Annotated in this window: 10 protein-coding genes; 6 read left to right on the forward strand and 4 right to left on the reverse strand. The window is 70.5% G+C overall.

Annotation, left to right across the window (positions count from 1 at the left end):
- Positions 1 to 19 precede the first annotated feature (19 nt).
- Positions 20 to 436 carry a PASTA domain-containing protein gene (locus ETD85_RS54845; protein WP_138697792.1) on the reverse strand — a complete coding sequence of 139 codons (417 nt, stop codon included), beginning with the start codon at positions 434 to 436 and terminating at the stop codon, positions 20 to 22.
- A 480-nt stretch (positions 437 to 916) separates the two neighbouring features.
- On the opposite strand from ETD85_RS54845, the gene ETD85_RS54850 reads away from it, so the two are divergent.
- From ETD85_RS54850 to ETD85_RS54860, 3 genes are all read left to right on the forward strand, one after another.
- Positions 917 to 1,828 carry a LysR family transcriptional regulator gene (locus ETD85_RS54850; RefSeq protein WP_138697793.1) on the forward strand — a complete coding sequence of 304 codons (912 nt, stop codon included), beginning with the start codon at positions 917 to 919 and terminating at the stop codon, positions 1,826 to 1,828.
- 440 nt (positions 1,829 to 2,268) lie between these two features.
- Positions 2,269 to 2,487, forward strand: a complete 219-nt coding sequence (locus ETD85_RS54855; protein ID WP_138697794.1) for a hypothetical protein — start codon at positions 2,269 to 2,271, stop codon at positions 2,485 to 2,487.
- Positions 2,488 to 2,772: 285 nt separating this feature from the next.
- Positions 2,773 to 3,783: a MerR family transcriptional regulator gene (locus tag ETD85_RS54860; RefSeq protein WP_138697795.1), complete on the forward strand. Its 1,011-nt coding sequence runs from the start codon at positions 2,773 to 2,775 to the stop codon at positions 3,781 to 3,783.
- A gap of 226 nt (positions 3,784 to 4,009) precedes the next feature.
- Here the strand turns inward: ETD85_RS54860 and ETD85_RS54865 are convergent, their stop codons facing one another.
- A complete protein-coding gene (locus tag ETD85_RS54865; RefSeq protein WP_206059490.1) occupies positions 4,010 to 6,049 on the reverse strand; it encodes a catalase in 2,040 nt (679 codons plus the stop codon).
- Positions 6,050 to 6,348: 299 nt separating this feature from the next.
- On the opposite strand from ETD85_RS54865, the gene ETD85_RS54870 reads away from it, so the two are divergent.
- Positions 6,349 to 7,155: a PP2C family protein-serine/threonine phosphatase gene (locus ETD85_RS54870; protein WP_170247363.1), complete on the forward strand. Its 807-nt coding sequence runs from the start codon at positions 6,349 to 6,351 to the stop codon at positions 7,153 to 7,155.
- A gap of 406 nt (positions 7,156 to 7,561) precedes the next feature.
- On the opposite strand, the gene ETD85_RS54875 is transcribed toward ETD85_RS54870, so the two are convergent.
- On the reverse strand, positions 7,562 to 8,995 hold the full coding sequence (locus ETD85_RS54875) for an amidase (protein ID WP_138697798.1): 1,434 nt from the start codon (positions 8,993 to 8,995) through the stop codon (positions 7,562 to 7,564).
- A gap of 484 nt (positions 8,996 to 9,479) precedes the next feature.
- Here ETD85_RS54875 and ETD85_RS54880 point away from each other — a divergent pair, with 484 nt between their 5' ends.
- Both ETD85_RS54880 and ETD85_RS54885 read left to right on the forward strand, forming a co-directional pair.
- Positions 9,480 to 9,866: a hypothetical protein gene (locus ETD85_RS54880; RefSeq protein WP_138697799.1), complete on the forward strand. Its 387-nt coding sequence runs from the start codon at positions 9,480 to 9,482 to the stop codon at positions 9,864 to 9,866.
- Positions 9,867 to 9,904: 38 nt separating this feature from the next.
- The gene (locus tag ETD85_RS54885; RefSeq protein ID WP_138697800.1) at positions 9,905 to 10,288 is read left to right on the forward strand and encodes a hypothetical protein; all 384 of its coding nucleotides are present in this window, start codon (positions 9,905 to 9,907) and stop codon (positions 10,286 to 10,288) included.
- A gap of 137 nt (positions 10,289 to 10,425) precedes the next feature.
- Here the strand turns inward: ETD85_RS54885 and ETD85_RS54890 are convergent, their stop codons facing one another.
- Entirely contained in the window at positions 10,426 to 10,899 is a 474-nt protein-coding gene (locus ETD85_RS54890) for a hemerythrin domain-containing protein (protein WP_138697801.1), read from the reverse strand.
- Positions 10,900 to 10,991: the final 92 nt, after the last annotated feature.

Genomic DNA, 10,991 nt, shown 5'->3' on the forward strand with positions numbered 1-10,991 from the left:
GTCAGGGGCAGGGGTGTGGTCAGGGGCAGGGGTGTGGTGGCAGCTGCCAGATCCAGATCTCCACCGAGGTGCCCGCCGGGTACAGGACCCGCGGGTTGGAGCCGACCGTGGAGGCCGGCTTCTGCCGGGCCACCTCGCCGATGTTGTTGCATATGTGGTCGATCACGAAGTGCTGCACGCCGAAGCCGAAGCCGTAGGTGCCGAGGGTTGCCCTGGCGTCCGCGAGCCGCTTACCCACGATGTCCGGCATTTCGCAGTAACGGATCCCGTTCTGCGTGACGCAGAGCGGGGCCGCCACCGACGTGGAGAGCGGCGCGAACGTGGAGAGCGGCGCGGACGCCTGCGCCGGCTGGATGCCGGTAATTATGGCCAGGCCGAGCACGGTCGCCGCGACGCCCGCGCGCAGCCGGCGGGACACTGCTGGGAGAGCTTTCACCGCTGGAGTCCTTTCTCAAGGGTGCCGTCATCCTTGAGGCGTGCCGCGACCGTGCCGGCCGGGTGCCGCGCGAAGGCACGCCTGTATGGCGTCTGGTCGCCAGGGGAGAGGATGCACATCGTGTCGAACCGCCCCAGCCCCGGTCACCGACCGGCCGACTGACCGACCGGCGGCGGACTGACCGGCCGGCGGACTGACCGACCGGCGGACTGACCGACCGGCCGGCGGACTGACCGACCGACTTCTCCCCATCCTGGCCCCTGACGTGCCGCACATGAGACTGCCCATCTTCGGCCGGGACGGCATGACCGAACGGCAGGTGGAGCGGCCGACGGTGAGTCACCATAAGGCGGGAAAACTGCCGGTTGGCTGGCAATGAGGCTTGAGATCTTGATTAACGCGGACATGTGGCCAGAATGTAATTCGGTTTGAGGGTGTGCGCCTCCGTGTGCGAATCCTCTGTCTCGGACCGGAGGAGCCATGGATCGTCTTCTCGTCATGCGCAGCTTCGTCACGGTCGCGAAGGTCGGCAGCTTCAGCGGCGCCGCCAAGGTGCTCGGCACCTCGGGATCGCTGATCTCCCGTCATGTGGCGGACCTGGAGAAGCAGGTCGGGGTCCGCCTGGTCAACCGCACCGCCCGCTCCGTCAGCCTGACCGAGCCGGGTGTCCGCTACAGCCGCTTCGCCCAGCGGATCCTCGACGAGATCGACGCCGAGGACACCGACATCGCGGAGCTGCACGATCGTCCCGAAGGGCCGCTGTCCATCATCTGCCCGAAATGGATCGGCGGCCTCGATCTCGGCGACGCCATCGCCGCCTTCTCCGTCGCGCATCCGCGGATCACCGTGCGGTTCGATCTGGGCGGCCTGTCCGACCGGACGTACGACTTCCTGGACAGCGGGTTCGACGTCGCCTTCCACACCCGCGACCTGCGCGACTCCAGCGTGCGGTTGAAGAAGATCGCCTCGCTGCCGTTCGTACTGTGCGCCGCGGAGTCGTACGTCAAGGAGCGCGGCAGCCTGGTCTCGCCCGACGACCTCGCCGCCCACGACTGCCTGGTGCACGTCAACGACCCGGTGTGGCGCTTCGGCCATGGCCACGCGAGCATGCTGCACAAGATCCGTAACGTCGTGTTCCAGTCGAACTCGTACATCGCCCTGCAGAAGGCCGCCGTGCACGGGCGCGGCATCGCCCTGATCCCGCACCGCCCCGCGTACGACGATCTCATGAGCGGCGCCTTGCGCGTGCTGCTCCCCGAGCTGGCCGTGCCGGACAGATCCCTTTATGCGATCTACGGCCCGGCGCAGAGCACGCCCCGCAAAATCAAAGTATTTCTGGATTTCCTGACCACCTGGTTCTCGGGCCACCCCATACCGGCATTCGAGAGATGACCTTTCGCCGCGCGCGACAGCCTGCCCTGCTTTCCCCGCCGTCATCTGAGTCGCGACCCTGAACGCGCCCCATCTACCGGTGCCGGCCGGCTCATCGTGATCTCTGCCAACGAGATCCACCCTCTGCGCTCAGCTGGCGCGTGGCGAGCCCTGGATGGATTAATGCACCTGGTTGCCGACCCGATATTGGATTAATCGGGTTGATCTATTTGCGACGCGCGGTGCTATCTACGCTCGCGAATAACCGTCGGAAGCCGCCGCTTCCGGTGTGATTCGCCGCTCTGGCGGCCCGCTTGCGGGCGCTGCCCTCATCCCCGAACGCCCGGATCGGAACCACGTGCCGCAAGAGGCGGCGGTCATCCCCTGTGACCTGCGCCAACGCTCCGCATTGCGGCCCATGAAACGAGCCCGAGCACCGGGCTCACCTGAGAGGAGAACACATGTACAAGAGGATCGCGAAGATCAGCGCGGGCGCCGCCCTGGCCCTGCTGACGGCCTTGGGCCTGGCAGTCGGCACGGCAGGGCCGGCGAGCGCGACGATGGACCCGGCCGTCTGCGACATGTTCATCCGGATCATGATCGGCTACGACGAGCGCGGTGACCGCGCCACGGCGGACGCCATGTGGACGAACCTGTACGACCAGGGCTGCGTCCCGTAGGAACCCGCTGGCCGCTGATCGTGCACGGTTGCTGTGCCCGGCCAGCGGCCAGTAGGCCGCCTGCCGCTGAGTGCGGTGTGGGCGGGCGTGGACGGGCCTGGCGTTCTGGTCCACGACCGGCAGCGGGTTGCCGCGCAACCTCGGCGCGAGACGCTGCACGCCCTCAGGTCCGGGCATGCCTCCCGAGCCCAGCATGGTCTGGTCCTTGTGGTCGGTGGGGCTCTGTCGAGGTGAGGTGCACGCCGCGCTTGAACCTCCACCAAGGGGAGCTGCCAGGCTGGGCGCATGGACGGGGACACGCTCTACACGATCGGAGACCTGGCCCGGCGGACCGGGCTGACGGTCAAGACCATCAGGTTCTACTCCGATCGCGGGATCGTGCCGCCCGCCGGCCGCAGCCCGGCCGGCCACCGTCTGTACGGCATCGCCGCCGTCGCCCGCCTGGACCTCGTACGTACGCTGCGCGAGCTGGGACTGGACCTGCCCACGATCAGGAAGATCGCGGACCGGGAGCTCCCGCTGGCCGAGGTCGCGGCGGCGCACGCGGAGGCGCTCGCCGTACAGATCAGGACGTTGCGCCTGCGGCGGGCGGTCCTGACGGCGGTGGCCAGGCAGGGGTCGTCCCTGGAGGAGATGGAGCTCATGCACAAGCTGGCCCGATTGTCCGAGCACGAACGCCTGGAGCTGATCGAGGACTTCCTCGACGCCGTTTTCGGGGGGCTGGAGGCCGACCACGGGTTCGCCGGGGCCAGGCGCTCGATGACGCCGGAGCTGCCGGACAACCCCGAACCCGAGCAGGTCGAGGCGTGGGTGGAGCTGGCCGGCCTGTCCCGGGACCAGGACTTCCGCGCCAGCGTCCGCAGGATGGCCGCGGACCATGTCACGGAGCGGGCCCGGGGCGAGGGCGGGGTCCCGCGCCCTGACCTGGCCGCGATCGTCCGCGAGGAGGCGCGCCACGCCGTGGCGGGTGGCGCGGACCCGGCCGGGCCCGAGGCCGGACGCGTCGTCGCGTCCATCGTCGCCCGGTACACGAAGATCTCGAACGGCGACGTTCTCGGCGGTCCCGGCGGTCCCGGTGGTCCTGGTGGTCTGGGCGATTTGGATGGCGCTGGGCTGCGGGAGGTGATGGTGGCCCGGCTGACACGCATCAACGATCCTCGCAGAGAGCGTTACCTCCACCTGCTCGCCGTGATCAACGGCTGGTCGGCGCCGGAGCCGCTGGCACCGGCGCTCGACTGGACCATCCAGGCCCTGCGCGCCCACACACCATCCCCCCCGGCCGACTCGGCTAACTAACCCGGCCGGTGGGCCAAGGCGGTCGACCCAGGCGGTCGGTCCTGCCGGTCGCCCAGGCGATTGGGCCCGCCGGTTGGTCCAGTGGGTCGGTCCGGGCGGTCGGCTCGGATGGACGGCCTGGTTGGACGGCCTGGTTGGACGGCCCGGTTGGACCGACCGGAGGGCTGGCGCCCCGACGGTTGGCCCCGATGGCTGGCCCGGGTGCGCGTTGGCGGAGATGGAGACGTCAGGCCGGGAAGGCGGCCACGTTGCGGTCGTAGTGGCGGTGCGCGGCGATGGCCTCGATGAACCGCTGGGCGAAGGCGTCCCCGGCCGAGGCGTCCACGACGCCTTCGCGGCCGGGCAGGTCGGCGGCCTGGAGCAGTGCGTCGGTCCCGGGCAGCGCCCCTATGGCCTTGCCGTGCTTGAACGCCTCGCGGACGAACTGCACCGCGTACCCGTTGCCGGCCAGCTCGTCGCCGGCGGCCAGCAGCACGGCGTCGTACAGGACCGAGGAAGCGGCGCTGACCTGCTTGTCCACCGTGAGCGAGCCCACGCTGCCCTCGTGCGGCGCGACGATGTCGCAGATCGCCCCCTGCCCCTCCAGCGCCTGCTTGACCGGGTTGAGCGTGCCGGCGTCCGTGCTGTCGCCTGCCAGTACGGCGACCTTGCGGGTGGCGATGGTGTCCGACGGCTGGGTGGCCTGGCTGAGCGCCGGCGACGACTTGCCGTGGTTGGTGCCGGCCGGCGCGGGGGCGGGCAGGCCGAGCCCGGCGGCCACCTTCGCGGCCAGCTCGCCGTCCACGTGCGCGAGCCGTTCGACCACCTGCTCCTTGATGTAACGGCGCTCCACGTGGCCGAGCTCGAACAGGAACGCGTTGACGATGTGCTGCTTCTCCCAGCCGGACATGCTGTTCCAGAACAGCGTGGCCTGGCTGTAGTGGTCGCCGAAGCTGGGGCTGCGCCTGCGGATCTTCTCGCCGTCCACGCGCTCCTGGTAGTGCCGGAACACGCCCGTCATGTCGCCGCTCAGCACCCCGGTCGCGGGGCAGCCGCCGCTGATGGAGTTCTTGGAGTAGTTGGTGTGGCTGGTGTGGATCATGTGCTGGTGGAAGCCGTCGCGGTTGTCGTTGTGCACCGGCGCGACCGGGCGGTTGATCGGGATCTGCTGGAAGTTGGGGCCGCCCAGCCGGAGCAGCTGGGTGTCGAGGTAGGAGAAGTTGCGGCCCTGCAGCAGCGGGTCGTTGGTGAAATCGATGCCCGGCACGACGTTGGCGGTGCAGAAGGCGATCTGCTCGGTCTCGGCGAAGAAGTTGTCGGGGTTGCGGTTCAGGGTCATCTTGCCGACCGGCCGCAGCGGCACCTCCTCCTCCGGGATGATCTTGGTGGCATCGAGCAGGTCGAAGTCGAACTTGTGCTCGTCCTCTTCCGGTACGAGCTGCAGGCTCAGCTCGAACTCCGGGTAGGCGCCCGACTCGATGGCCTCCCACAGGTCGCGGCGGTTGAAGTCGGGGTCGTTGCCCTGGATGCGCAGCACCTCGTCCCACACCAGCGAATGCGTGCCCAGCTTGGGCCGCCAGTGGAACTTCACGAACGTGCCCCTGCCCTGGGCGTTGACCAGGCGGAAGGTGTGCACGCCGAAGCCCTGCATCATCCGGAAGCTGCGCGGGATCGCCCGGTCCGACATCAGCCACATGATCGTGTGCATCGTCTCCGGCTGCAGCTGCACGAAGTCCCACAAGGTGTCGTGCGCGGACTGCGCCTGCGGGATCTCGTTGTGCGGCTCCGGCTTGACCGAGTGCACGAAGTCGGCGAACTTGATCGCGTCCTGCACGAAGAACACGGGGAAGTTGTTGCCCACCAGGTCGTAGTTGCCCTGCCGGGTGAAGAACTTGGTGGCGAACCCCCGTACGTCCCGCACCGTGTCCGCCGACCCGCGGGACCCGGCCACCGTGGAGAAGCGCACGAACACCGGCGTCCGCAACGTCGGGTCGCACAGGAAGTCCGCGCACGTGTACTCGGCCAGCGACTCGTACACCTGGAACACCCCGTGGGCCCCGGACCCGCGCGCGTGCACGACCCGCTCAGGGATGCGCTCGTGGTCGAAGCGCATCACCTTCTCGCGGAAGTGGAAGTCCTCCAGGATGGTGGGGCCGCGCTCGCCGATCGACAGCGAATTGTCGGTGTCGTCGATCCGTACGCCCTGGTCGGTCGTGTACCGCGTGTTCGCGGAGTCGATCCGGTACTGGTCGAGCTGCCGCTGCTTGTCATTGCTGTCGTCTGCCACGGGTCCCCCCACAGTGGATGTGTCGTCTTGCGGGGGGAGATCCAGGCCGGTTCATACCCCGTGACCTGCGGCGTTCAACCAGCGGTGGCACCGGGCCGGGCCCGCGGGACCGGCCGCCGCGGCACGCGCGCGGACGGCGGTGCGAGTGGGAGCACCGGGATTACCGGATCGGAGGGGTCCGCCGGGGCGCACGAATCGCTATCATGAAACCACGTTCGGTATCCGCGAGCGCCGAATGCCCGCTCCACGTGACGGTTTTCCCCTCCGAGGAAAGGGATGACGGAGTGCCATCGCCGGTCATGTCGCAGCGCTGTGGCTGCGTATACGTCGAGGCTCGGCACACCGCGGCGCCGCGCGCCCGTGACGGCGCGAACCTGTACGTCGTGGTGGAGACCGCCTTCGGCACCCGGGCGATCGTCGGCGAGGTGCACGGCCCCGCGAGCGTCGCCCCCGACCTGGCCGCCGCGATCGAGGTGGCCTTCGGCGAGCTCGCCCGGCACGAGCCGCAGCTGTCGGGTCTGGCCCGGCGGCTCAACGCGTTCGTCGCCGACCAGGCGGGCCGACGTGACCCAAGCCCGGGCGACTCATGGGTTCCCGGCGCGGGCCCCGGTCAGGCGGGCGGACCCGGCGCCAGTTTCGCCGCGGCGTCGCTGGTCCAGGTCGGCGCCCTCGGAGACACGGCCGAGTTCCTGGTGTTCAGCCATACGGTGCCGCTCGTGATGCGCGCCGACGGCGTCCGTCAGGCCCCGGTCCTCGACGTGGACCCGCTGCTCGGCCTGTGGCCGCCGGTCGTGGACCGGTGCTCGCCGACGAGCGTCAACATCCGCGTGGGCGACGCGCTCCTGCTCTACACCCGCAGCGTGACGGAGACGCGCGACGCGCTGGGGGAGAGGTTCCCGCTCGAACAGCGGGCCGCCGCGCTCCGCGGCGAGGCCCCGCAGGTCCTGCTGGCCCGCCTGGAGAGCGAGCTGCTGGCCCACGGTGGGGGTCGCACCGGGGACGAGACCACCCTGCTGCTCCTGCGCGCCGAGGAGCCCGGGTTCCTGGGCTACGCCTTGGGCGAGAGCGCACCGCAACGCACGAGCCGCCGCTCCCGCCTGCGATGACGTCCCCGGACGCGCGGCCACCCCGGCCGAGCGCCCTGCGCCGCCCGATCCGGTCCGCGACGCGGCCGGCGGCCGGCGCGCCCGCCATCGCCCCAGGACCAGCACGCCGACCACGCTGCTCGGACGCTCGGACGGGTCCAGGCGGAAGTCGGCCCTGATGAACGGCAGCGCCCCCGATCGAACCCGACAGAAAGCCGCCCACGGCGATCAGAGCCGTCCACCGCCGGATCTTGCACAGGCCGGCCCGCGGCGCCACGGTGAGCGGTCCCTGAGCGGCTGACGACCCGGGGAACCCCTGCATCCCAGGCCCTCCCCGCGCGGGGCAGCGAGGGCTGGATGGCCATTGACATGGAACCGAGCATCCCAACCGGCGCCGCCGCGTTCCCGGCCTGTGCTTATGTGTCCGTCAAAGATCTGCCGCCGGCTGCTTTCCGGCGAAGACCGGCGGCGTCCGGTCCTTCCATGGCATGGCCTGTTCGAGGTGGGCGGCCACCTGGAACAGCAGATCCTCGCGACCGTAGGGGGCGACGATCTGCACGCCGATCGGCAGCCCGTCCTCGCTCTGCCCCAGGGGCAGGCTGATCGCGGGCTGCCCGGTCACGTTGAACAGCGTGGTGAACGGCCCGTACTCGGTGAGCGAGTGGAGCCAGCTCGCCAGGGTGTGCTCGGGATCGTCGTAGCGCAGGGTGCCGTGCGGCGCGGGGAGGTGGCCCAGCGTCGGGGTGACGAGCAGGTCGTATTCGGTGAAGAACGCGCCCACCGACCGGGTCACCCGGTTCTGGGCGTTGAGCGCGCTGAGCAGGTCCAGCGCCGTCCACTCGTTCGCCGTCTCCAGGAAGCGCCTGGAGACGGCCTCCATCGCGGCCGGGTCGGGCTGCCTGGGCGCGAGCAGCAGCGTGGAGGAGATCGCGACCCCCTCGGCCACCCACGCCTGCGTGACCGCCTCCCAGTCGACGGCCGGCGTGGCCGCGCGGACCGCGTGTCCCGCCTGCTCCAGTACGTGGCCGGCCCTGGTCGCCCAGGCGGCCACCTGCTCGTCCACCTTCGTGCCCGCCCACGACTCGGTGGTCACCGCCACCCGCAGCCGGCCGGGCTCGGTCCCGGCGTCGTCCGCGTACCGGCCGCCCGGGGGAGGCGCGGAGTACTTGTCGCCCACCCCCGGCCCGTGGACGGCGTCCAGGAGGTGGGCGGCGTCGCGGACCGTACGGGTCAGGGCGAACTCGTACGCCATGCCGAGCATCGGTTCGCCCATGTCGGGCCCGGAGGTGACCCGGCCGCGGCTCGGCTTGAGCCCGACCAGCCCGCAGCAGGAGGCGGGGACCCGGATGGACCCGGCCCCGTCGCTGGCGTGCGCCACGGGGACGGCGCCCGCGGCGACCAGCGCGGCGGCGCCGCCGCTCGAACCGCCCACGCCTCTGGCCGGATCCCACGGGTTGCGGGTCACGCCGTACTTGAGCGACTCGGTGGCGAAGCTGAGCGACATCTCCGGCGCGGTGGTCAGGCCGAGGGTGACCAGGCCGGCCGCGCGGAAACGGGTCATCAGATCGGTGTCGTGATGGGTGACGATGCCCGGCAGGGCCCGGCTGCCCAGGAAGAACGGCACCCCCTCGGCGACCGGCCCATGGTCCTTGATCAGGAACGGCACCCCGGAGAACGGGCCGTCCGCGGCGTGCGCGAGCGCCGGTGTGAACACCGGCAGCGCCAGGCCGTTCACCTTCGGGTCCGCCTCGGCCAGGGCCCGCCTGGCGGCGTCCTCGACCTCGGTGGCGCTGACCGCGCCCGAGGCGATCAGGTCACGCAGGCCGACGGCGTCGTACTTCGCGTATTCGTGGAGGTCCATCGGGAATCCTTCTCTCGGCGTCGTCGGACGCCGGCACTTCGATCACAGGCGGAGCCCAGGCCAGGGGCGTGGGCGGGTCAGGCGCGGTGCGCCACTGAGGGCGGGACCGCTGCCGACGGCGAGCAGCCTGAGCAGGGCGGCGGTCATCAGGCCGGCCCGCGGGCTCGGCGACCATCCCCTGCGGTGATCGAGGTGCTTCTACGCTCGGTACATCACCGCCCATGCTCGCACCGGCGTGCTCGGACCGTCGAGCGGTTTTCCCCCAGCCCCCCGTGGCAAAGCGGTCGTCAAGCGCCGGAGACGGGATCTGGCCTCGCCGCCCGCGCCCCATGAGTGCAGGGGACGTCATCGGCAGACCACGGGTTCGGCTGGGGTCGATCAAGAAAGCTTGAGCGTGTCGCGCGGGGTGGCTCGCGGCGAGACCACCTCCGCGAACCTACTTTCGGTCATGGTTCTTCTCTCTCTGTGACCGAAGGGAATTCTCATGTTCCGTCGTACTGTGGCGGGTGGCCTCGCGCTGGCCGCCGCCGGTCTCGTCCTGGCCTCCGGTTCCGCCGCGAACGCCGACGTCAGGGCGCCGTACGCGAGGGCGGCCGCGATCGTCGACTCGGACGGCGAGCTGAACAACGGCAAGAACATCATCAAGACCTGGCGGGCGGCCACGGGCCAGTACTGCGTCCAGGTCGACTACGACGTCGACGTCCGCGACGCGGTGATCCAGATCACCCCGCGCTACGCGCTGCGCCTGCCGCACATCGCCTACCGCAACCCGTCGCCGTCCTGCCACAAGGCCAACACCATCAGCGTCAACGTCTACAACACCAGCACCGGGCGGCTCGCCGACGGCGGCTTCGACCTCTCGATCGCGTGACCCGGTCACTGACCAGCCCAGAAAGGACTTCTTACACCATGAAGAGCATCAGGCGCATCGCCGCAGGTGCGCTCGCCGCGGCCGCCGTGCTGACGCCGGCGGCCGCGAATGCCGACACGCCGTACGCCCAGGCTTCGGCGGTGGTGGAGGCGGACGGCACGATCGCGAACAGCGAGCACGTCAGCGACGCCTGGCACCCGCGCCGGGGCACCTACTGCATCACGGTGGACGAGAGCGTCGACCTGGCCGGCTCGGTCGCGATCCACGCCACGGTCACCGGCAACTACGACCACCCGCGCTCGCTCTCGGTCGAGCTGTGGTCCCCGGCCTGCGGTTACGGAGACAAGCGCACCATCGCCGTCTTCAGCAAGATCGTCTACGGGCAGCCGGCCGACACCGGGTTCTACCTGTCCGTCTCCTGACGTTCACGCGAGGCCGCGCACGGAACGACCCGCGCGCGGCCTCGCCGGGCACGCGTACCGCGCTGCCCGGCCGCATCGCCGTTCCCCGGGGGCCGCGCACACCGCGCCGTACGGCCTCCGGCGGACGGCACCCTCCGTCACGACTTGGCGCTCCTGACCGCGAGCGGCTCGCTGGGTGCGGCGGCCCTGGCCTTGTCCATGCGCTCGCCGAGCTCCTGCAGCTCCTTACGGCCCATCGCGGCCCGGACCTGCGGGAACCAGTCCTTCTCCTCTTCCTCGACGTGGTGGCGGACGTTCTCGATCAGCACCGTCACCTTGGCGTCGAAGCGCTCGTCGGCCGGGTCGAGGTCCTTGAGCTCCGACAGCATCCACACCACGACGTGGTGCTCCTCGACGCTCTCCAGCACGTGGTCGCTCGTCTCCGGCACCTTGGCGCGGGCCTCGGGGTAGAAGACCTCCTCCTCGATGTAGGCGTGCGTGACGAGCTCTTTGGTGATCGTGTCGACGAGGCGCCGCTTCTCGGCGTGCGCGCGATCGCCGGCCTTCTCGAAGCGCTTGAACAGCGCCTCCACGGTCTTGTGGTCTTCCTTGAGCAGCACGATGGCGTCCATGTGGTCCCTTCTCCGCCCGGGGGCTTGGCTGCGAGTCACCGCCGCCTGCCCTTCCCCGCGGCGCTGAAACCGGGCGCGCCACCCACGCCGCC

The sequence above is a fragment of the Nonomuraea zeae genome, from assembly GCF_005889725.1.
Lineage (GTDB): Bacteria > Actinomycetota > Actinomycetes > Streptosporangiales > Streptosporangiaceae > Nonomuraea > Nonomuraea zeae.

What these genes read in the sequence shown, in the direction of transcription:
- ETD85_RS54850 (WP_138697793.1), top strand. Translation starts at nt 917, where the DNA reads ATGGATCGTCTTCTCGTCATGCGCAGCTTCGTCACGGTCGCGAAGGTC.
- ETD85_RS54855 (WP_138697794.1), top strand. Translation starts at nt 2,269, where the DNA reads ATGTACAAGAGGATCGCGAAGATCAGCGCGGGCGCCGCCCTGGCCCTG.
- ETD85_RS54860 (WP_138697795.1), top strand. Translation starts at nt 2,773, where the DNA reads ATGGACGGGGACACGCTCTACACGATCGGAGACCTGGCCCGGCGGACC.
- ETD85_RS54870 (WP_170247363.1), top strand. Translation starts at nt 6,349, where the DNA reads ATGTCGCAGCGCTGTGGCTGCGTATACGTCGAGGCTCGGCACACCGCG.
- ETD85_RS54875 (WP_138697798.1), bottom strand. Translation starts at nt 8,995, where the DNA reads ATGGACCTCCACGAATACGCGAAGTACGACGCCGTCGGCCTGCGTGAC.
- ETD85_RS54880 (WP_138697799.1), top strand. Translation starts at nt 9,480, where the DNA reads ATGTTCCGTCGTACTGTGGCGGGTGGCCTCGCGCTGGCCGCCGCCGGT.
- ETD85_RS54885 (WP_138697800.1), top strand. Translation starts at nt 9,905, where the DNA reads ATGAAGAGCATCAGGCGCATCGCCGCAGGTGCGCTCGCCGCGGCCGCC.
- ETD85_RS54890 (WP_138697801.1), bottom strand. Translation starts at nt 10,899, where the DNA reads ATGGACGCCATCGTGCTGCTCAAGGAAGACCACAAGACCGTGGAGGCG.